A 20,161-nucleotide genomic window follows, 5' to 3' on the forward strand; every position below is an offset into this window, starting at 1 on the left:
GATCCGTCGGAGCCGGTGACGTGGTGTCACCGGTCCGGCGGGGTGCAGCACGGCCGCCGACGGCACGGAACGCTATCAGCCCGTGGTGCGGTCGGCGCAATATCAACTGGCTCTGCGCACAAGGCCGATGGCCTCGCGACGGTGCCCGTGCCGTAAGCTCCGCCGGCACGAAGCCGCAGCTCACGGCCCTCGGTCCGGTCGGGCCGACGGTCCTCGGAGGTCGGGGACGGCCACGGCAAGGATGCGACAGGAACAGGTCAAGTCGCGCCGCGGCGGGCGGGATCTCAGCCCGCCAGCGGCATCGGCAGCACCCGTCCGCCCAGGCCTGGCGGCTTCTCCACGTGGGCCTCCCGCTGGGCGGCGAGTTCGCTCCAGGGCCAGCTGGTCAGCTCGGACAGCTCCGCCGACCACTGCTTGCCGTACGTGCCCGAGGCGAACTGCCCGAGCCGCAGCCGCTGGACGTCCGAGGTGCCGGCCGGCGGGTAGACGTGGGTGGCGTCCCGCAGGTAGCGCTCGATACGGAACTCGGGCTGGAGGCCGCGGGCGGCGTGGATCTCCATGGCGTTGCGCGCGGAGTCCAGCGCGTACTCGGTGTTGATGAGCTTGGCGTTCATCAGCTCGGCGTCGCAGGCGCGGCCGTGGTCGAGCAGGTGGGAGGCGTGGTAGGCGGCGAGCCTGGCGGTCATCAGCCGGGACTGCATCTCACCCAACTTGAGCATGATGTTCGGGAGTTGGTTGATCGGCCGGCCGTACAGGACGCGCCCCTCGGCGAACCGGACGGTGTCCTCGACGATCGCGGTGTGGATGCCGAGCGCGACGGCGGCGAGGTTGATCCGGCCGTAGAGGGTGGAGGAGGAGTAGGCGACGTCCAGTCCCCGCCCCTCCCGGCCGAGCCGGTTTCCGGCCGGGATGCGGCAGTCCTCCAGGATGATCTCGCCGAAGCTGAAGCCGTGCAGCCCGCTCTGGGAGCCGGGGGAGCCGGTCCGGAACCCGGGGCGGTCGCTCTCGACCAGGAAGGCGGACAGGCCCCGGCTGCCCTGGCCGGTGCGCAGCACCACGCCGTGCACGTCCCCGATGTGGGAGTTGCCGACGAACCACTTGCGGCCGTTGAGCACGTACTCGTCGCCGTCGCGGACCGCGGTGCCGGTCATCCCGAGCACGTGCCCGCCGGACTCCGGCTCGGTGACGGCGATGGTCGGCAGGCACTCTCCGGAGGCGAACTTCGGCAGCCACGTGCGGCGTTGGGCCTGGGAGCCGTAGTGGAGGACCTTGGCCACGCCCAGCTGGGAGGCCTGCGCGATCGAGCCCGCGGCCCCGCTGACCCGGGCCAGCTCCTCGATGATCACGGTCTTGGCGACGTGCCCCAGCCCGAGGCCGCCGAACTCCCGGGGAATCGTCACGCCGATCCAGCCCTGCCGGGCGATCTCCCTGGCCAGCTCGACCTCGATCGTCCGCTCGGCCTCCATCCTGGCCACCCGCGGACGCACCTCCTTCTCCGCGAAGTCACGGACCTCGGCGCGAAGGCCCTCGTGACGGTCGTCGGTGAAGTAGTCCATCGCCATGCTCCGGTCCTCTCGATACGTGTGGTGCCGTGCCTCCGTCCGTGCCGTCGATGCCGCTCCGGCGACCCCTACGGGGGGCGGTGGGTGTGCGGGGGTGTCGGCCGGTCGCCCCGGTGCGATCGGCGCATGCGTCACCGGGCGGTGTCCCGGTGACGGGAACCGTCCGTGTCTTCGGCAGGGCTCATTGTTGTATGGGGTACCGGGGCATCCCAGAGTCGATCTTGGATTGGCGCGATTCGGCCCGTCCCCGTCGGGAGGGGTTTCGTCCGGGCGCCGGGCGGGAATCGATCTTCGCTTCCGTGACGGTCCGTCGACCGGTCGTCCACATGCGGTTTTGACGAGCCATCGGCAAGGCTCCGGTGCGGCTCCGGCCGGGCGCTGGAAGGACTCCGGAAGGACATCGGCAGGACTGAAGAACGGTCGATCGGACCCGCCCGGGCGTTCTGATGTCTGGTTACATGTGCGCCATGACAGATGTGATGAGCACTCAAGGCCAGTTCCCGGGTGCCTCCGGGGAGTCCGCGCGAACCCGCAGGCTGCGCGGCCTTGGGCTCAACGACCCGTCCGCGGACGAGGCCTTCGACCGCTTCGCCCACCTGGCAGCCAGTATCACGCGCGCTCCCATTGCGATGGTCAACTTCATCAACGACGAACGCCAGATGTTCCGGGGGCTCTACATTCCGCCAAGTTCGGCCGACGCCGCGGCCGAGGACGGATCGTCCTGGGCGGAACGCGGCATCGCCTTCGACCTCCCCACCCGCGAGATGCCGCTGAGCCACGGCTTCTGCCCGCACGTGGTCGCCCAGCGCTCCCCCCTCGCCCTCGACGACATCCTCGCCTACCCCCGGTTCGCGGGGAACCCGGTGGTGGACGAACTCGGCGTCCGCGCCTACCTCGGCGCCCCGCTCGTCGACGACACCAACACCGTCATCGGCACCGTCTGCGTGCTCGACCGGGAACCCCGGCAGTGGGGGCGCGAGCGGCTGCGCGACATCCAGCACCTCGCCGAGGCGCTGCTCTCCGAGATCCGGCTGCGCGACAGCCTGCTCGCCCAGCGCCAGGAGATGTTCGCCGCCTTCGACGGCTCGCCGTACCCCATCCTGCTCACCGAGGGCCCGGGCCAGGAGATCCGCTACGCCAACGCCCAGCACGCCGACACCTTCGGCGCGCCGACGGCGTACGGGACGATCGGCGCCGCGTACCCGCAGCTCGGCGCGGCGGGCCTCGAACAGACCGTCGTGGAGGCGTACCGCACCGGTCGCACCGCCGTCCTCGACAACGTCCGGATGCAGGCCGCCCGCCCGGACGCCCAGCGCGGCCGGCAGGTCTTCAGCTTCACCTGCACCCCGCTGCGGGCCGCGCTCACCGGCCGGATCAACGGCGTCCTCACCGTCGGCATGGACATCACCGCCCAGTCCCGCACCGAGGAAGAACTCGGCACGCTGGCCGCCCTGCTCGTCGACCGGCTCCAGCAGAGCGGCGGCTCCGTGCCCGGACGATCGGCCATCGCGGGCGAGGCCGGTCCCGTCCTGCCCGGCTGAACCCCGGCCGGTGCGGACCGCCCACCGCCGTGGTGGGGCGCCTCTCACCCCCGTGGAGAGGACCCCGCCACGGTGTCGGTGCGGTGCCGATGGTGTCGGCGCGGTACCGCCCGGGCCCGTCCGGTATCGGGGGTTCGCCGGGATGCCCACGGGATCCCCCCGGGATTCCGCCGGGCCGAGCGGGTGAACCGTCCCCGCTCCGCCGCCCCGACCGGGCCCGCGCCCGGGGTGCCGGGTGGTAGGCATGGGCCGCATGGACTGGTTCGCCGCCCCCGACTACTGGCTGAGCCGGCTGCTCGTCCAACGCCTGCTCGCCGCCCTCTACCTGATCGGATTCCTGGCCGCCGCCGCGCAGTTCCGCGCCCTGATCGGCGCCGACGGCATGCTGCCGGTGCCCCGGTTCACCGCCAGGGTCCCGTTCCGCCGATCCCCCGGCCTGTTCCACCTCCACTACAGCGACCGGTTCTTCGCCGCCGTCGCCTGGAGCGGCGCAGCCCTCGCCGCCGCGGTGGTGGGCGGGCTCGCCGACGCCGTCCCGCTCTGGGCGTCCGTCCTGCTGTGGGCGGTGCTCTGGGTCCTCTACCTCTCCATCGTCAACGTCGGGCAGACCTGGTACTCCTTCGGCTGGGAGTCCCTGCTGCTCGAAGCCGGCTTCCTCGCGGCCTTCCTGGGCAACGCCGACACCGCCCCGCCCACCCTGGTGCTGTGGTTGATGCGCTGGCTGGTCTTCCGGGTCGAGTTCGGCGCCGGACTGATCAAGCTGCGCGGCGACAGCTGCTGGCGGGACCTGACCTGTCTCCGGTTCCATCACGAGACCCAGCCGATGCCCGGACCGCTCAGCTGGTTCTTCCACCACCTGCCCGCCCCGGTCCACCGCGTGGAGGCCGCCGCCAATCATTTCGTCCAACTCGTCGTACCGGTGGGCCTGCTGCTGCCGCAGCCGATCGCGAGCTACGCGGCCTGCGCCGTCCTCGTCACCCAGTTCTGGCTGGTCGCCTCCGGCAACTTCGCCTGGCTCAACTGGCTGACCATCGTCCTCGTCCTCGCCGCCGTGCAGCCGACCCGCCTGGGCCTGCCCGTCCACGCCCGCGCGTACCCCGGCGCGCCGCTCTGGTACGAGGCGCTCGTGATCGCGTTGACCACCACCGTCGTGGTGCTCAGCTACTGGCCGGTGCGCAACATGCTCTCCCGCGCCCAGGCCATGAACCGCTCCTTCAACCGGCTCCACCTCGTCAACACCTACGGCGCCTTCGGCAGCGTCAACCGGCTCCGCCAGGAGGTGGTGGTCGAGGGCACCGACGAGGCCGTGCTCACCCCGCACACCGTCTGGCGCGAGTACGGCTTCAAGGGCAAGCCGGGCGATGTCCGCCGGCTCCCGCGCCAGTTCGCGCCCTACCACCTGCGGCTCGACTGGCTGATGTGGTTCGCCGGCATCTCGCCCGCCTACGCCCGCCCCTGGTTCCTGCCCTTCGTCACCCGCCTGCTGTCCGGCGACCGGGCCACCCTGCGCCTGCTGCGCCACAACCCGTTCCCGGACGCCCCGCCGACCCACGTCCGGGCGACCCTCTACCTCTACCGGTTCACCGATTGGCGCGAACTGCGGGAAACCGGCGCGTGGTGGCACCGCACCGCGCTCGGCGAGTACCTCGCTCCGGTCGATCTGCACGCCGTCGGCCGGGCCGGGTACCGGCCGCCGCTCGGCCGACGGGGACCGGCACGGGGACGCGGCGTACGGGACGTACCGCTGGAGCGGTTCCGTCGGCCCGGCAGGTGGCCCGACCGGCGGCCGGACATGCGGCCGGACAGGCGGCCCGGGCCCTCCGGCGGAGAGCGGCGGGAGGACGCGGGATGAGGGCCGGCGGTGTGGAGCCGTGAGCAGCGGAGACACCCGTCCGGACCAATGCCGGGCCACTTCCGGACCAGCTCCGGAGCGGCGCCGGACCACCCGGTCGGACCGCCCGAGTGGCGGCCAGGCGGGCGGTATGGCACACGACACCCGCCCGTCCGGGCGGTGGGTGCGTGCAAGGCTCGAACGGGCACCCGTATTCTGGGCGTCCACACCGGCAGCCCGACCGCGCGCCCCCTAGCCCCGCCCCAGGGGCGACCCCGCGCACCCGGTCCGCCGCCCCCTCGCCGCCAGCCCCGCCGTCGACGCCCAGAACCGGACCTCACATGACAGTGCTTCACTCGCGCAACGCCGACGCAGCCGACCCGGCGGACGTCGCCGACGCCGCAGACGTCAAGGACCCCCAGGACGCCGCCGCGGAGCCCGACCTCCGCGAGGACCTCGGCCGCTACGCCGAGCTCGGGGCCTTCACGCTCACCGCCGAGACCCACGCCTGGTACGCGGCCGTCGACACCGTCGCCACCCCCGAGGACGCCCGCGCGGCCTCCACGGCCCTCGCCGAACTGCGCGGCAGCGACCTCCAGCAGACCTGGGAGGCCGTCCTCTCCCTCGCCGCCGACACCAAGCTGGACGAGCCCGACACCGTCGCCAAGACCGCGCTGCTGGTCGAGATGCTCCAGCGGGTGCACCGCACCTCCGCGGCCCTCTTCCCCGCCGCGTACGACGCCGACCTCGGCGCCCTCGCCGCCGCCACCGCCGACAGCACCTGGCGCCGCGAGAACGGCGTCAAGCTCTCCTGGCTGCGCGGCCGCTCGCTGCGCAAGCAGGCCGTCGCGCTCGCCACCGACCGCCGCATCCGCCGCGAGGACCTGCACGAGGCCCTCACCTCCGCCGAGATCGAGCGCCGCGCCTGGGCCGCGCTCGCCCCGGCCGGCACCCTCCCGCGTGTGCCCACCGACGGCGCCCTGGTCGACCGCACCGCCCAGGCCTTCGAGACGATCAACACCGGCCTGCGCGGCCTCGCTCGCCTGCTGCCCGACCACGACCTCGACGGGCTGCCCTTCGCCGAGCTGATCGACCTGGTCGAGCGCCTCGCCGCCGACGAGGGCACCCTCTACCGCCTGCCCACCATCCGCGGCCTGCGCGCCGGCCTCGAGGAGGCCGGCCTCGCCGACCTGCTCGCCGAACTCGCCACCGCCAAGGCCGACCGCCGCGCCGCCGAGGCCGCGTACACGGCCCGCCAGGCGCTGGCGAGCGGGCAGCGGGACGGGCTGGCGGAGAAGAGCGCCGCTGCTGTCGAGGCGGCGCCGGTCGAGGAGCCGGGCGCCGAGGACGCTGCCGGTGCTGTGGTCGATGCCGATGTCGACGGTGCGACCGGTACGGAGGAGGCTGCGGCCGAGGAGCCCGGGACCGAGGAGCCGACCGACCGGGCCGACGCCGAGGCGGCTGCCCTGCAGGCGCTGGCCGGTGGACAGCGGGACGGGCTCGTGGAAGAGGCCCCGGCCGCGGTGACAGCTCCGGTGGAGGACGCCGAGGAGACCGCTGCGACGACTGCGACTGCGGTGGCCGAGGCTGAGGCCGAGACCAAGGAAGAGACCGAGACCGAGACCGAGACCAAGGCCGAGGTCGAGGCCGAACCGGCATCGGACGCGGTTGCCGCTGACGACGAGCCGGCGGCGGCGCAGGCCGAGGAGGAGACCCCGGCCGCTGTGGTCTCCCTCCCGGCGCCCTCCCCGGCAGCCGACGACCTGGTGGCCGCCGCGACCGCCGCCCTGGCCGAGGCCGCGGCCGCGGACGAGACGACGGCGGACACGGAGCCGGAGGCTGCCCCGGTCGCCGAGGCCGTCGAGGTCAAGGAGACCGCGGTCGCGGTCGAGGAGCCGGTTGTCGAGGCCGAGCCCGAGGCCGTTGCGGTGGAGCCCGCTGCCGAGGAGTCGGCCACCATGACTGCCGTTGAGGCGGAGACGGTCGAGGCCGAGGTCGAGCCTGTGGTCGAGGCCGAGGCCGTTGTGGCGGAGCCCGCCGTCGAGGAGCCGGCCGCCGTGACTGCCGTCGAGGCCGAGGCTGTGGTTGAGGCCGAGCCCGAGAGCGTTGTCGAGGAGCCCGTCGCCGAGGCCGAGGCTGTGGCCGAAGAGGTGGCGGAGCCGGTGGCCGAGCCTGAGGCTGCCGTGGAAGCACCTGCGGTTGAGGTCGAGGAGCCCGCCGTCGAGGCCGAGGCCGTCGCCGAGGAGCCCGCCGTCGAGGCCGAGGCCGTCGCCGAGGAGCCCGCCGTCGAGGCCGAGGCCGTCGCCGAGGAGCCCGCCGTCGAGCCCGAGGCCGAGCCCGAGCCCGTCGCCGCCGTCGAGGCGCCCGCCGCCGAGCCCGAGGCCGACGCCCGTCCCGCGAAGCCGGACTTCACGCCCGGCCGCCCCGTGACCGCCTACTCCGCCGACGAGCTGCTCGCCGTCGTGCGGTGGGTGGACGGCGACGGTGCCGAGCGGACCGATGAGGAGCTGCTGCGGGCGGCCATGAAGGAGCTGGGCTTCGCCCGTCTCGGCCCCCGGATCAAGGAGGCGCTGGGCGCCGCCGTGGCCGCCGCGCGCGGCTGACGACGTACGGCCACACAGGCCGAGGGCCCGGGACGCGAGCACGCGTCCCGGGCCCTGTCGTGTTCCGGGGCGACCTGTGGCGACGTACGCCGGTCCCCAGGTGTCACGGGCGGTCGTCCTACGAGGCGTCCGGACCGCCCGGACCGAGGGGGTGGTCGAGGGCGTGCCGCAGTACGGCCGGGGCGGTCACCAGCGACGGTCCGTACCAGGTCAGGTGCCGTCCGCTGACCAGTGCCGCCGGTGTGCCAGGGAACGCCTCCGGGCCGTCCTCGGCGGTGAAGCGGTACGGCTCGTCCGGCAGGACCACCAACTCCGGCTGACAGGCGAGCAGTTCGGGCAGTGGAACGGCCGGGTAGCGCTCGGGGTGGTCGGCGTGGACGAGTCGCAGGCCCAGGCGGCGCAGCAGGTCCCCGGCGAAGGTGTCGCGGCCGAGGACCATCCACGGGCGGCGCCAGATCGGGACGACGGTCCGGGGGCCGTCGGCCTCCGGGGGCGCGCCGTCGCTCCCGACGGAGGCCCAGGCGGCCTCCGCCTCGTCCAGCCAGGCGGGCCGGGGCAGCCCGCAGGCGGTGGTCAGCAGCCGGTGCAGGGAGCGGAAGGCGTCGTCCAGGGTGCGGATGTCGGTGACCCAGACCGGGACGCCGGCCGCCCGCAGCGCGTCCAGGTCGGGGCGCCGGTTCTCCTCGTCGTTGGCGAGGACGAGGTCGGGCGCGAGCGCGAGGATGCGCGGGACGTCCGGGTTCTTGGTGCCGCCGATCCGGGAGACGGACAGGTCGGCGGGGTGGCTGCACCAGTCGGTGGCGCCGACCAGCAGGCCGGGTGCGGTGGCGGCGACCGCCTCGGTCAGTGACGGCACCAGCGAGACCACCCGGCGGGGCGGGCGCGGTCCGAGCCGGACGGGGAGGTCGAGGTCGTCGCGCGGGGCGGTGGGGTCGGCCATCCGGTCAGCCTACGTCCGGCCCCCGGCGAGGGGGCGTGCGGACGACGACCGGCCGCGCGCGGCACCGGAGACCCACTGCCGGGAACCCGTTGCCGGCCGCGCGTCGCCGGAGACCAACCGCCGGGAACCCATCGCCCGGGCCGTCCGACTACCTGGTCCGGGTCCGCAGCACGGGCCCTCAGTACGACCACCCGGTGCCAGGGCCGAGCCCGGTCACCCGGGACCGTCACCGAGCACCATCACCGACCAGGAGAGTTGTCATGCGCCCTCGTGTCGTCTGCGGAATCGCGGCCGCCGTCGCCCTGTTCGCCACGGCCTGCGGAAGCGGGACCGGGGGCGGGTCGAGCGCCTCCGTCACCGTCCGGCCCGACGCCGGCGGTGGTTTCCCCGTCACGGTCGCCGACTGCGCGGGCAAGGAGACCACCATTGCCAAGGCGCCCGGCAGGATCGTCACCAGCAACGCCTCCAGCCTGGAGCTGCTGCTCCGACTCGGCGCGGGGGAAAGGGTGATCGGCACCGGCTTCCCGCCCGGCAAGGGCACCCTGCCCGCCGCGCTCGCCGAGCAGGGCGCCAAGGTGCCGGTGCTCGGGGACAAGAGCATCCCGAAGGAGAAGCTCCTCGGCTCCGGCGCCGACCTCTACGTGGACACCTTCGGCGCGATGCCGATGATGGGCGGCGGCGCCACCGGGCCGAGCGAGGAGGAGTACGCGGCGGCCGGCATCCAGCACGTGTACCTGCTCTCCACCGCCTGCGCCGGGACGCCGAAGGCCGCCAAGGCGCCGCGCACCGACCTGGCCGGGATCGAGGAGGACGTCCGCCGGCTCGGCGCCGTCACCGGCACGGCCGCGCGGGTGGAGGAGCTGGTCGCGGGGATGGAGAAGCAGCTCGGCGAGGTCCGCACCGCGCTCGCCGCCGTGCCGGAGGGGCAGCGGCCGAGCTACTTCGTCTTCGACTTCGACGCCGGCACCAAGCAGCCGGTGGCGGTCTGCGGCCGGCAGGTCGCCAACGCCGTGATCACCCAGGCCGGGGCGCGCAACGTGTTCGCCGACTGCGACGCCGACTTCAAGCCCGGCTCCTGGGAGGACGTGGTCGCCAAGAACCCGGACTGGATCCAGCTGGCCGTGCGCAACCGGGGCAGCGAGGAGGCCACCCGCAAGGCCTTCGACGAGGCCGAGGCCTTCCTGAAGGGCTTTCCCGCGACCCAGGGCCTGAAGGCCGTCCAGGAAGGGCACTTCGTCCGGCTCGGCTCTGAGGTGACGACCATCGCGGGGGTGCGCAACGCCGACGCCGTCCGGCAGATCGCCGCGACCGTCCACCCGGACCTCGTCAAGGCCCCCGACCTCGCCAAGAACGGGCAGTAGCCGGTGACGTCGGCCACCGCTCGGAAGGAGCGCGGCGAAGTCCGCCCGGCCCGCATCCTGCGGGCCGGGCCGCTGGCCGCCGTCCTCGTCGTCGCCCTGGTGCTCGCGCTGACGGCCGCCGTCTCGCTCGGCTCGGTGGACGTCCCGGCCGCCGAGGTCTGGTCGGTGGTCGCCCGCCGGCTCACCGGCCGGGCCCCGGAGCCAGGCACCCGTGATCTCATCGTCTGGCAACTGCGCGTCCCCCGTGCCCTGTTGGCGGCCGTGGTGGGCGCCGGGCTCGGCCTGGTCGGCACCGCCGTGCAGGCCCTGGTCCGCAACCCGCTCGCCGACCCCTACCTGCTCGGCATCTCCTCCGGGGCCTCGCTCGGCGCGGTCGCCGCGATCGTCCTCGGCACCACCCTCGGGCTCCAGCTCTCCTTCGGCAGCGCGCTCGGCCTCACCGTCTCCCTGGCGGCGTTCGCCGGCGCGCTCGCCGCGTTCTCGCTGGTCTGGCTGATGGCCCGGCGCGGTGGCGGCTTCTCCCCGCTGCGCCTGGTCCTCGCGGGCATCGGCATCGCCCAGTTCCTCGGCGGCATCACCAGCTACCTGGTCCTGCAGACCCGCGACGAGCAGCAGACCAGGGGCGTGCTGTTCTGGCTGATGGGCAGCCTTGGCGGCGCCGTCTGGGACCAACTCGCCGTCCCGGCCGTCGCGGTGGCGCTCGGGCTGGCCCTGCTCCAGGCCCGCGCCCGGGGGCTCAACGCGATGCTGATGGGCGACGAGACGGCCGCCGGGCTCGGTGTGGACGTCGCCCGGCTGCGCCGCGAGGTCTTCGTCGTCACCAGTGTGCTCACCGGGGTGCTGGTCGCCGTCTCCGGGGCGATCGGCTTCGTCGGGCTGATGGTGCCGCACGTGTGCCGGCTGCTGGTCGGCGCCGACCACCGGCGGCTGCTGCCGCTGTCCGCGCTCACCGGGGCGCTGCTGCTGGTCGTCGTCGACACCGTGGCCCGCACCGCCCTGGACGGCCAGGAACTGCCGATCGGCGTGGTCACCGCCGTCCTCGGCGCCCCCACCCTGCTCTACCTGCTGGACCGACGACTGGAGCGCAGTTGAGGATCGCCGTCGAGGACCTGAGTGTCGCCCTGGCCGGCCGGACGGTGCTGGCCGGGGCCAACCTGATCGCCGAGGAGGGGGAGATCGCCGGACTGGTCGGACCCAACGGCAGCGGCAAGTCCAGCCTGCTGCGCACCGTCTACCGGCACCTGCGGCCCAGCGCCGGGCGGGTGCTGCTGGCCGGGCGGGATCTGGCGGAGCTACGGCCCGCGGAGTCCGCCCGGCACATCGGGGCGCTGCCCCAGGAGCGCGGCGGGGACTTCGAGTTGAGCGTCCGCGAGGTGGTCGCGATGGGCCGCACGCCCTACAAGCGGGCCTTCGCGGCCGACGACGCCGAGGACCGCCGGATCACGGCCGAGGCGCTGGCCCGGGTCGGCATGGCCGGGGCCGCCGACCGCCGGTTCGCCCAACTGTCCGGCGGGGAACGGCAACGGGTGCTGCTGGCCCGGGCGCTCGCCCAGCAGCCGGACGTCCTGGTGCTGGACGAGCCGACCAACCACCTGGACGTCCGGCACCAGGTCGAACTGCTCGCCCTGCTCCGGGAGCAGCGCCGCACCACCCTGGTGGCCCTGCACGACCTCAACGCCGCCGCCTCGGTCTGCGACCGGCTGCACGTCCTGCACCGCGGCGCCCTGGTGGCCTCCGGGACGCCGCGCGAGGTGCTGACCGCCGAGCTGCTGGCCGAGGTCTTCGGGGTGCGGGCCGCGGTGGTCGAACACCCGCTCACCGGCGACCCGTTGATCGCCTTCGACCACCGCGCCCCGGCCCCGGCTGCGGCGGAGGCCGCCGTGCCGGGGCGCTAGGTGTTCCGTCCCTTCCCGTACGGGGCCGCAGCCTAGCGGGACTCGTAGTGGCTCGGCCGGCCGTCCCGCAGGACCAGTCGGCCGAGCCGGGCGGCCTCGTCGCTGCGCAGCAACTCCCGCCGGCCGTCGGCGCGGTGGAGCACGGAGGAATGCCAGGGGGTGGTCCAGGAGTCGGCCGCCGCCAGCAGCCGGATGCCGAACTTGGACGCCCCGGCCGGCTGCGGGTGGATGGAGAGCCGGACGGCGCGCGGGTGGTGCTCGGCGATCAACTCGCCCCAGGCACGGCTGCGCTGGATCACGCCGTAGGCGCGGCGGCGGCACTCCCGCTGGAGGGCGGAGCGGGTGCCGGTGAAGCCGACGGTGTCCTCGGTGAGGAAGCGGGTGATGCCCCGGTAGAGCCGCAGGGTCTCCTCCTCGGTCAGCACCTGTTCGCGCAGCTCCTCGACGCTCGGCGCGTACCGGGCGTGCACCCGGGCGCGCTTCTCGTCGTACGGGAGGTCGCCGAGGACGGCCCGCAGGTCGAAGGTGTCGAGGTGGGCCAGGCCCTCGCGGGCGATCATGGCGGTCAGGGCGTCCGAGTAGGCGTCTATGTGGTCGTCCGGGACGTTGATCAGGTCGCCGAAGATGTGCCCGTCCGAGCAGATCAGGATGCGCGCACCGGGCGCGTGCAGGCGGCCGATCTCGGCGCACAGGCCGTCGAGGAAGGTCAGCGACAGCCGTTCGCCCTCGTCGGGCAGGTGGCCGAGCACCTTCGCGGGGTTCGGCGACTTGCAGGGGAAGCCGGGCAGGGTCAGGACGATCGGTTCGCCGGCGGCGATGAAGTCCGCCAACTGCGCCAGCTGGAGCGGGAAGTGCTCCGGGCGGGCGTCGAACTCCGGGTCCGCGGCGCGGCGGTGCGGCAGCAGCAGGCCGAGGACGCGGGCGGCGAGGGCGGCGGCGGGGGTGCCGGTGTCGGGGGCGCTGGTGGCAGTGGTGAGGGCGTCGGGGGTGATGACGGCAGGGGCGGTGCCGACGGGCGGCATGGTGGGTCCTCCACGAAAGGCGGTGCGGTACGGGTTTCGGGCTCCGGACGGTCGGAGCCGGGGCGCGGTGCGCCCGGGGGTCAGCGGCGGTGGTCGTAGGCGACCGGCAGCCGGTTCACCCCGCGGGCCAGGACGGCGGGGACCCAGGCCAGGTCCGCCAGGCCGTCGCCGGGCGCCTCGGCCGGACGCAGCCCGGGCAGCCGGGTGAGCAGGGTGGCGAGGGCGACCTGGAGTTCGGCCCGGGCCAGCGCGGCGCCGGGGCAGTAGTGGATGCCGTGGCCGAAGGCCAGGTGGGCGTTGGGCGTGCGGTCGAGGTCGAGGCGGTCGGGCTCGGGGAACTGCGCGTCGTCGCGGTTGGCGGCGCAGAGCGAGACGATCACCGAGTCGCCGGCCGGGACGGTGGTGCCGAACAGGTCGCTGTCCTCGGCGAAGAACCGCCAGGTGGTGAGCTCGAACGCGGCGTCGTGGCGCAGCAGTTCCTCCACCGCCCGGGCGAGCCGGCCGGGCTCGTCGACGCCCTCGCGCAGCCGGGCGAGCTGCTCGGGGTGGCGCAGCAGGGTGACCAGCATGGTGGTGATCTGGTTGGTGACCGGCTCCTGCCCGGCGACCAGCAGCTGGAACACCATCGAGTCCAGCTCCGCGCGGCTCAACTCGCCCGCGTCATGGGCGGCGACGAGCCGGCCCAGCAGGTCCTCCTGTGCCGCCCAGCCGGGTTCCCGGCAGTCGGCGCGCTTACGGGCGACGACGTCGGCGATGTACGTCTGGAGGCCGCGCAGCCGGGCCTCGTAGGCCGGGCGGCCGGGGTCCTGCGGGCCGACCGGCTGGACCACCTTGCCCCAGTCCCGGTCGAAGCGGTCCGCCAACTCGGGCGGCAGGCCGATGACTTCGGCGAGCACCCGGAAGGGGTAGTGGGCCGCGAAGCCGGCCACCAGGTCCGCGCCGCCGGACTCCGGCAGCTCGTCCACCAGGGCGTCGGCCAGCTCCTGGAACCGGGGGCGCAGCGACTCCACCCGGCGCGGGGCGAAGGCGTCGAGCACGAGCCGGCGCATCGAGGTGTGCTTGGGCGGGTCCTGGTGGAGCAGGTGGACCTGGAGCTGCGAGTGCTGGGGCTCGGGCATGATCGACGCGAGTCGGCGCCAGTTGTCGTTGCCGAGGCTGTGGTTCTTCCCGAGGCGGGGGTCGTTGAGGGCCGCGTGGGCGGCCCGGTAGCCGGTGACCAGCCAGGCGTGGATGCCGCTGGGGAACTCCACCCGGTGCACCGGCCCGACCTCGCGCATCCGCTGGTAGAGCGGGTACGGGTCGCGCTTGTACTCCGGACCGTACAGCGGGACGGGGGAGGGCAGCCGGTCGTACCCGTACGGGCAGCGCGGGGCGTCGTCGGTGGCGGCCGGGTCGGGGATCGTGTCGGTCATCTGAGGAGGTCCTTCGGTGGGGAGGGGGTGGTGGTGGGGTGCGCTCGGGCGGGTGCGGCGCGGTGCGGTGCAGTGCGGGGTGGGGCGGTCAGGGCCTGGGGCGGCGGTGCAGGGCGAGCAGCGCGACGGCGGTGGCCGCGACGAGGGCGGCCAGGGCGATTCCGGCCCGGGTCCCGGTGGTGTCGCGGGCCCCGGCCAGGGCGGTGGCGGTCGCGAGGGCCGGGCCGAGCGCGAAGCCGAGGCTGCGGGCGAGTTGGACGGCGGAGCCGGCGGTGGCGAGCTTCCCGGGTGGGGAGGCGGACATCACCAGGGCCTGGGTGGGGCCGCCGTTGAGGCCCATCCCGGCACCGGCGAGGGCGAGTCGCGCGGCGATCTCGGGGGCGGACCAGCCGGTGTCCAGCGGGACGAGCAGGGCCAGGCCGAGGGTGGTGACGGCGGCGCCGGTGAGCGCGGTCGGGCGGGCGCCCCAACGGTCGGCCAGCCGGCCGCCGACCCGGCCGGCCAGCACCATGCCGAGCGGGAACGCCAGCATGGTGAGCGCGGTGGCCGTGGCGCTCTCGCCCCGAGGGCCGCGCAGGTGCTGGGCGAGCAGGTAGTGGCAGGCCGCGAAGCCGGCGGCGAGCGCCAGCACGGAGGCGTTGGCCCCGGCGGTCCCGGCGGCCCACAGCACCTCGGCCACCGGTCGGCCGCCCGGGCGGCGCAGCCAGAGCAGCACCAGCGGAACGGCGGGCAGGACGAGCAGCAGCCACAGCGCGGACTTCGGGGCCAGGGTGAGCCCGAGCAGGACGGCGGCCACGGCGGCGCCGATCAGCGCGGCGTCGCCGAGCGAGGACCGGTCGGGCGGCCGCAGTCCGCCTCGGCGCGGGGCGTGGCGCCGCACGATCAGCACGGCGGCCAGGCAGACCGGCAGCTTCACCAGGAAGATCGCCCGCCAGCCCAGGTGGTCCAGCAGCAGACCGCCGATCACCGGCCCGGTGACGGCGCCGAGCGGACCGAGCGTCGCGGGCACGCTCATCGCCCGGCCGCGCAGCTCGGGTCGGACGGAGGTCGCGGCGAGTACCGGCATCAGGACGAAGAGCACGGCCCCGAAGGCGCCCTGGAACAGCCGGGCCGCGATCAGCCAACCGGCCCAGGGGGCGCAGGCGGCCAGCACGCTGCACAGGGCGAAGCAGCCGACCGCGAGCAGCAGGGCCGAGCGGGTGCCGACCTGGTCCAGCCAGCGCCCGGCGGGCAACAGCAGGGCGACGAGCGGGAGTTGGTACCCGAGGACGGCCCACTGGGCGACCCCGGGGGAGACGTGCAGGCCGGCCGAGATGTCGGTGAGCGCGAGGTTGACCACGTTCATGTCGAGCATCGCGACGAAGGACAGCAGTCCGGCGGCGACGACCAGGCTCCAGCGGTCCGCCGGTGGTTGCTGACGCTCCGTCAGAGATGAGGCGGTCGGGGTTGGTTGCGCCGTCATGAAGTCCCTCCGTCTCCCGTACTGCTGTACCGGACGCCGCCTCGGCGGCGGGGTCCGGTACAGCAGTCGGTGGCGAGGGGGCTCCGGTTCCGAACACTTGGGGGATTTCTTCTCGATAGCCGGAAGCTGACGGCTGGCAGCGGACAACGGACAGATGACAGATGACAGACGACAGCTTTCAGCGAACAGATAACAGATTTCAAAATCTGTTATCTGTTCGCTGTCAGTTGTCCGCCGCTGCCCGCTGCCCGCTGCCCGCCCGCCGCTCAGCAGGCGGTCGCGAGCTCCCCGGCCTCGGCGGCGCGCAGGCGTGCCACCAGCTCCTCCCGCGCCCGGGCGACCCGGGAGCGGACGGTCCCGACGGGGCAGCCGGCGACCTCGGCCGCCTCGGCGTAGCTCAGGCCGACCACCTGCGTCAGCACGAAGGCCTCGCGCCGCTGGGCAGGCACCCGGTCGAGCAGGTCGCCGAGTGCGACGCCGTCCTCGAACCCGGCCGTCGGTGCGCCGCCCTGCCGCTCCGCCGCCTCCTGCCAGTCCGGCAGGGCCGCGCAGCGCGGTCGGGCGGCGGCCATCCGGTACCGGTCGATCACCGTCCGCCGGGCGATCGACAGCAGCCAGGTGCGGGCGGAGGAGCGCCCCGCGAACGCGGGCAGGCCGCGCAGTGCGCGCAGGAAGGTCTCCTGGGCGAGGTCGTCGGCGGACTGCACGTCGGTCAGGTGGGCGACGAAGCGCCAGACGTCCCGCTGGGTCGCCCGGACGAAGGCCTCGACGTCGGCCGCCCGTCCGGAGCGGGCGGTCAGTGCCAGTGCGGTGAGCTGCTCGTCATCCACGACGGCCCCCTGCCCGGCCGGTCCCGGCGGCACGGCCATGCGGGACGATGGTCGTATGAGATGCGCGCAGTTCCGTACCGCTCTGTCCGCCCGGCTCGACGGCGAACCGAGCGGTCTGCCGGAGGTCCGGCTGGACAGGCACGTCGCGCGCTGCGCCGGCTGCCGGGAGTGGCTGGCCAGGGCCGAGCAGCTGCACGGCCGGGTGCGGGCGGGCGCCACCGACGGGCCCTCGCCCGAGTGGTCGGCCCGGCTGCTGGCCCGGCTGGGCGAGGGAGGCTCCGAAGGCCGTGCTCCGGACGGACCGCGGTCCGTCGAGCGCTAGGCGCGGTGGGCGTGCCCGGCGGGGCGGGCGCGTCCGGGGGAGCGGGAACGGCGGGACGGTGGCGCCGGCCGGAGCCGGTGCGCCGTCGAAGTCAGGCATGGGAAGGTCCCGAGGGGAAGGCGGGGAGCGGCACCGCGCAGGGCGGCACCGTCGGCGTCCATGGGCAGCCGCGCGGCACGCCGGCCCTGGGGAGGCGCGGCGGCGGACGACGGCCCGCACCCTGACGGCACGACGGCGCGGGGCGCGGCCGTACGGCAGGGCGACCTGCCCGTCGCGGGGTCCCGGTGGCCGGAGGTGGCCGGGCGGGGAGAAGCAGCGGCGGGCGCGTCAGCAGGCGAGGGCGAACGCCGGCGGCCCGCGCCGGACCACGGCATGCGTCAGCAGCACCGACCGGGGCGGCCGGGCCCGGTCGTCGGCCGGGCGGGGAGTTGCCGGGGCCCGGTAGCCGAAGGGGCGCGCGAACAGCGCCAGCAGCGGGAGCAGGAGCGCGCCCGCGACCACCGCGCCGAGCGCACCGAGCAGCTCGAAGAGCCGGACCAGCGCCGCGTCGCCGCGCCAGAGCAGGAGCGCGCACGCCAGCGCGGCGAGCACGTGGGCGGCGGCCATTCCCGGTGACATGCCGTGGGACATCCCGTGCGCCATGTCGTGCGCCGGTCCTTGCGCCGGTGCGCTCACCAGGTCCTGCGCCGTGCCGTACGACCCGCCGCCGTACGACCCACCGCCGTGCAACGCGCCGTCGGGCATCGTGTGCGGTCCGTCGGGCATCCCGGTCATCCCGGGCAGGCCCGCGTCCACGGCGGTCACGCCCGAGCCCCCGTGGTGCGTCCCGGCCGCCGGCCGCAGACTGCCGGTGGCCGGCGGGACGTCCGGGTCGATGCCCGCCATCCGCGCCAGTTCGACCGGGGAGAGCCCGCCGGGGGCCCGGTCGGGGTTGCAGAGCAGGAGGGCGGCCCAGTCCGTGGTGGCGAGCCGGCCGAGGCCGCCGCCCCCTCGGGAGAACGCCGCGGCCTGTTCGAACAACTGGTGCAGTGCGGTCTGCGCCACGACCATCCAGAGGCTGATCACCCCGAGTCCGCGCCGCTTCCCGGCGAGCAGCCAGGTCAGCCCGAGGATCGCCCCGAACCCGCCGGCCAGCACCGTCGGAGAGACTCCGGATCCGGCCATGGCGACGTGCGCGGTGGCGGCCATCGCCACGCACAGCGCGGCGAAGACCACGGCGCGCAGCAGGCGGATCCGGTCGGTCATCACGATGGCACTCATCGTCGCACCCGCCCTGCCCGGCCCGTAGTGCACCCTCCGGTCATGGCCGGTTCTGTGCCGTGAGACCATGCCCGGCCGCCGGCCCCCGGAGCCCGCCGGATCACCACCCGGTTCGGCCCGCCGACCCGACGCGACGAACCGAACAACGGCTCGTAGGACCATCGGGGCGGTTTGACAGCACGTACCCCATTGCTCACTTAATGTGCACCACCCCGTACGGTGCGTATCGGGACGACGCTGTTCAGAAGCAGGGAGGTCCGGCCTTGGAGACCCCGACGGATACCTCGGCGCCCATTGCCGACAATGCCAAGTCCGCTGCCCCCACGGAGCCGACCGTCCCGCAGCAGGCGACAGGCCGGAAACAGGCGACGGCCGTGGTTGAAGTCGAAGCCGAGGAACTCGGCGAGCAGGCCGAAGCCGCCACCCCGGCCGGAGCTGTCGAGCAGGCCGGAGCTGTCGAACCGGCCGAAGCCATCGAGCCGGATGAAGCAGAGGAGTCGGCCAAGGCTGAGGAAGCTGCCGGACCGGCCGAAGCCGCCGAGTCGGCCGACGTCGCCGGACCAGCCGAAGCCGCGGAGCGGGCTGAAGCCGAAGAGCCGACCGAAGCGGCGGAGGCGGCCGGAACCGCTGAACCGGCCGAGGCCGCAGAGCAGGCCGACCCACCCGGATCCACCGAGCCCGCCGACGAGGCCGACCCCGCCACCCCGGCTGAAACAGCGGATTCGGCCGAGGCCGCCACCCCGGCCGAGCCCGCGAAGCCGACCGAGCCCGCCGCCCTGCCCGCGTCCGTCGACCTCGCGGACCCCGGCTTCTGGCAGCTGCCCGCCCCCGACCGCGCCGCCGCCTTCGCCGAGCTGCGCCGCCGCCCCGGTCCGGTGTTCTTCGGCGACCGCGCCACCGGTCGCGGCTTCCACGCCCTGGTCCGTCACGCCGACGTGGTCGAGGCCAGCCGCACCCCCGCCGTCTTCCTCAGCGGCCCCGGCGTGACCACCCCCGTCCCGGCCCGCTGGGTCCGGCTGCTGTTCGGCGACTCGATGGTCAACCTGGACGACCCCCGCCACGCCCAGCTGCGCCGGATCGTCTCGCGGGCGTTCACCCCGCGGCTGCTCGACCGGGTCGAGGAGGACGTCCGGCGGATCAGCACCGAGCTGGTCGACCGGATCGAGCGGGAGCGGCCGGAGGACTTCGTGACCGCGGTCGCCGCCGAACTCCCGTTCCAGGTGATCTGCACCATGATGGGCATCCCGGAGCGGCCTCGCCGCACCATCCTCGACCTGGTCAACCGCACCTCCGAGGACATCGGTGTGGCCCGGCCGCTGCGCCGCCGGCTGCGGGTGCCGGGGCGCGGGCTGCGGGCGCTCGCCCGGATGCAGGGCATCGTCGCCGGGATCGGCCGCCGTCGCCGTCGTCGGCCGGAGGAGGACCTGATCTCCGCGCTGGTCACCGCCGACGTGGACGGCCGCCGGCTCACCGGACGCGAGCTGGGCGCCTTCTTCAGCCTGCTGCTGGTCGCCGGGGTCGAGACCACCCGCAACGCGCTGGCCCACGGCCTGCACCTGCTGACCGTCCACCCCGAGCAGCGCGCCCTGCTGCTCGAGGACCTCGACGGACGGCTCGGCGGCGCGGTGGACGAGATGGTCCGCCACGCCACGCCGATCATCCAGTTCAACCGGACCCTCGCCGTCGACCACGAGCTGGGCGGCTCCGGCGGCCCGCTCCTGCGCGCGGGGGAGAAGGTCGCGCTGTTCTACGGCTCGGCCAACCGCGACGAGGAGGTCTTCCCCGACCCCGACGTCTTCGACATCACCCGCACGCCCAACGCCCACCTCGGCTTCGGTGGCGGCGGTCCGCACTACTGCCTCGGCGCGCACCTGGCCCGGCAGGAGATGACGACGCTGTTCCGCGAGCTGTTCACCCGTCTTCCCGAGGCGCGGTCGGTCGGCGAGCCGCAGCTCGTCCCGTCCAGCTTCGACCACCGGGTCCGCTCGCTGCGCTTCACCTTCTGAGCCTCCTGAGCGCCCCGGCCGCCCTAGGGCCTGTGTGATGTTGTGATCAATCTTCGGGTTCTGCCCCGCTCCGGGGCAGAACCCGGTAGGACTGTTGGATGTGACGCGCAGGCA

15 protein-coding genes are annotated in these 20,161 nt (G+C 74.6%); 8 read left to right on the top strand and 7 right to left on the bottom strand.

The window, feature by feature from the left end; genetic code table 11:
• Positions 1–284: 284 nt before the first annotated feature.
• Positions 285–1,562 (bottom strand): acyl-CoA dehydrogenase family protein, encoded by a 1,278-nt coding sequence (locus tag ACWDCZ_RS09715; protein ID WP_063780157.1) that lies wholly within the window; start codon positions 1,560–1,562, stop codon positions 285–287.
• 479 nt (positions 1,563–2,041) lie between these two features.
• On the opposite strand from ACWDCZ_RS09715, the gene ACWDCZ_RS09720 reads away from it, so the two are divergent.
• From ACWDCZ_RS09720 to ACWDCZ_RS09730, 3 genes are all read left to right on the top strand, one after another.
• Complete coding sequence (locus ACWDCZ_RS09720) at positions 2,042–3,103, top strand: GAF domain-containing protein (protein ID WP_063780156.1); 1,062 nt, start codon at positions 2,042–2,044, stop codon at positions 3,101–3,103.
• Between the two features lie 253 nt (positions 3,104–3,356).
• Positions 3,357–4,955 carry a lipase maturation factor family protein gene (locus ACWDCZ_RS09725; RefSeq protein WP_449815661.1) on the top strand — a complete coding sequence of 533 codons (1,599 nt, stop codon included), beginning with the start codon at positions 3,357–3,359 and terminating at the stop codon, positions 4,953–4,955.
• 320 nt (positions 4,956–5,275) lie between these two features.
• Positions 5,276–7,537 carry a hypothetical protein gene (locus tag ACWDCZ_RS09730; protein ID WP_449815648.1) on the top strand — a complete coding sequence of 754 codons (2,262 nt, stop codon included), beginning with the start codon at positions 5,276–5,278 and terminating at the stop codon, positions 7,535–7,537.
• Positions 7,538–7,655: 118 nt separating this feature from the next.
• On the opposite strand, the gene ACWDCZ_RS09735 is transcribed toward ACWDCZ_RS09730, so the two are convergent.
• Entirely contained in the window at positions 7,656–8,477 is an 822-nt protein-coding gene (locus tag ACWDCZ_RS09735) for a helical backbone metal receptor (protein WP_449815649.1), read from the bottom strand.
• A gap of 260 nt (positions 8,478–8,737) precedes the next feature.
• Here ACWDCZ_RS09735 and ACWDCZ_RS09740 point away from each other — a divergent pair, with 260 nt between their 5' ends.
• From ACWDCZ_RS09740 to ACWDCZ_RS09750, 3 genes are read left to right on the top strand one after another with little or no spacing between them, the layout of a single operon-like run.
• Positions 8,738–9,838 (top strand): ABC transporter substrate-binding protein, encoded by a 1,101-nt coding sequence (locus tag ACWDCZ_RS09740; protein ID WP_449815650.1) that lies wholly within the window; start codon positions 8,738–8,740, stop codon positions 9,836–9,838.
• A 3-nt stretch (positions 9,839–9,841) separates the two neighbouring features.
• Positions 9,842–10,930 (top strand): FecCD family ABC transporter permease, encoded by a 1,089-nt coding sequence (locus ACWDCZ_RS09745; RefSeq protein ID WP_449815651.1) that lies wholly within the window; start codon positions 9,842–9,844, stop codon positions 10,928–10,930.
• On the top strand, positions 10,927–11,733 hold the full coding sequence (locus ACWDCZ_RS09750) for an ABC transporter ATP-binding protein (protein ID WP_380775763.1): 807 nt from the start codon (positions 10,927–10,929) through the stop codon (positions 11,731–11,733). The genes ACWDCZ_RS09745 and ACWDCZ_RS09750 overlap by 4 nt, the downstream gene beginning before the upstream one ends.
• Before the next feature lie 32 nt (positions 11,734–11,765).
• Here ACWDCZ_RS09750 and ACWDCZ_RS09755 read toward each other — a convergent pair whose 3' ends face one another.
• The 4 genes from ACWDCZ_RS09755 to ACWDCZ_RS09770 all read right to left on the bottom strand — a co-directional run bounded on the left by ACWDCZ_RS09755 (position 11,766) and on the right by ACWDCZ_RS09770 (position 16,498).
• Positions 11,766–12,755: an L-tyrosine/L-tryptophan isonitrile synthase family protein gene (locus ACWDCZ_RS09755; protein WP_449815652.1), complete on the bottom strand. Its 990-nt coding sequence runs from the start codon at positions 12,753–12,755 to the stop codon at positions 11,766–11,768.
• Positions 12,756–12,835: 80 nt separating this feature from the next.
• Positions 12,836–14,167, bottom strand: a complete 1,332-nt coding sequence (locus ACWDCZ_RS09760) for a cytochrome P450 family protein (RefSeq protein ID WP_449815653.1) — start codon at positions 14,165–14,167, stop codon at positions 12,836–12,838.
• Between the two features lie 88 nt (positions 14,168–14,255).
• Positions 14,256–15,629 carry an MFS transporter gene (locus ACWDCZ_RS09765; RefSeq protein ID WP_449815654.1) on the bottom strand — a complete coding sequence of 458 codons (1,374 nt, stop codon included), beginning with the start codon at positions 15,627–15,629 and terminating at the stop codon, positions 14,256–14,258.
• A gap of 266 nt (positions 15,630–15,895) precedes the next feature.
• A complete protein-coding gene (locus tag ACWDCZ_RS09770) occupies positions 15,896–16,498 on the bottom strand; it encodes a sigma-70 family RNA polymerase sigma factor (protein WP_449815655.1) in 603 nt (200 codons plus the stop codon).
• Between the two features lie 16 nt (positions 16,499–16,514).
• Between ACWDCZ_RS09770 and ACWDCZ_RS09775 the strand changes: the two genes are divergently transcribed.
• The gene (locus ACWDCZ_RS09775) at positions 16,515–16,781 is read left to right on the top strand and encodes a zf-HC2 domain-containing protein (RefSeq protein WP_449815656.1); all 267 of its coding nucleotides are present in this window, start codon (positions 16,515–16,517) and stop codon (positions 16,779–16,781) included.
• Between the two features lie 327 nt (positions 16,782–17,108).
• Here the strand turns inward: ACWDCZ_RS09775 and ACWDCZ_RS09780 are convergent, their stop codons facing one another.
• Positions 17,109–18,041 carry a hypothetical protein gene (locus ACWDCZ_RS09780; RefSeq protein WP_449815657.1) on the bottom strand — a complete coding sequence of 311 codons (933 nt, stop codon included), beginning with the start codon at positions 18,039–18,041 and terminating at the stop codon, positions 17,109–17,111.
• A 776-nt stretch (positions 18,042–18,817) separates the two neighbouring features.
• Between ACWDCZ_RS09780 and ACWDCZ_RS09785 the strand changes: the two genes are divergently transcribed.
• Positions 18,818–20,047 (top strand): cytochrome P450, encoded by a 1,230-nt coding sequence (locus tag ACWDCZ_RS09785; protein ID WP_074004426.1) that lies wholly within the window; start codon positions 18,818–18,820, stop codon positions 20,045–20,047.
• Positions 20,048–20,161 lie beyond the last annotated feature (114 nt).

This window comes from Kitasatospora sp. NPDC001225 (assembly GCF_053597855.1).

Coding starts and splice junctions, on each gene's coding strand:
- ACWDCZ_RS09715 (WP_063780157.1), bottom strand. CDS start 1,562: ATGGCGATGGACTACTTCACCGACGACCGTCACGAGGGCCTTCGCGCC.
- ACWDCZ_RS09720 (WP_063780156.1), top strand. CDS start 2,042: ATGAGCACTCAAGGCCAGTTCCCGGGTGCCTCCGGGGAGTCCGCGCGA.
- ACWDCZ_RS09725 (WP_449815661.1), top strand. CDS start 3,357: ATGGACTGGTTCGCCGCCCCCGACTACTGGCTGAGCCGGCTGCTCGTC.
- ACWDCZ_RS09730 (WP_449815648.1), top strand. CDS start 5,276: ATGACAGTGCTTCACTCGCGCAACGCCGACGCAGCCGACCCGGCGGAC.
- ACWDCZ_RS09735 (WP_449815649.1), bottom strand. CDS start 8,477: ATGGCCGACCCCACCGCCCCGCGCGACGACCTCGACCTCCCCGTCCGG.
- ACWDCZ_RS09740 (WP_449815650.1), top strand. CDS start 8,738: ATGCGCCCTCGTGTCGTCTGCGGAATCGCGGCCGCCGTCGCCCTGTTC.
- ACWDCZ_RS09755 (WP_449815652.1), bottom strand. CDS start 12,755: ATGCCGCCCGTCGGCACCGCCCCTGCCGTCATCACCCCCGACGCCCTC.
- ACWDCZ_RS09760 (WP_449815653.1), bottom strand. CDS start 14,167: ATGACCGACACGATCCCCGACCCGGCCGCCACCGACGACGCCCCGCGC.
- ACWDCZ_RS09765 (WP_449815654.1), bottom strand. CDS start 15,629: ATGACGGCGCAACCAACCCCGACCGCCTCATCTCTGACGGAGCGTCAG.
- ACWDCZ_RS09770 (WP_449815655.1), bottom strand. CDS start 16,498: ATGGCCGTGCCGCCGGGACCGGCCGGGCAGGGGGCCGTCGTGGATGAC.
- ACWDCZ_RS09775 (WP_449815656.1), top strand. CDS start 16,515: ATGAGATGCGCGCAGTTCCGTACCGCTCTGTCCGCCCGGCTCGACGGC.
- ACWDCZ_RS09780 (WP_449815657.1), bottom strand. CDS start 18,041: ATGAGTGCCATCGTGATGACCGACCGGATCCGCCTGCTGCGCGCCGTG.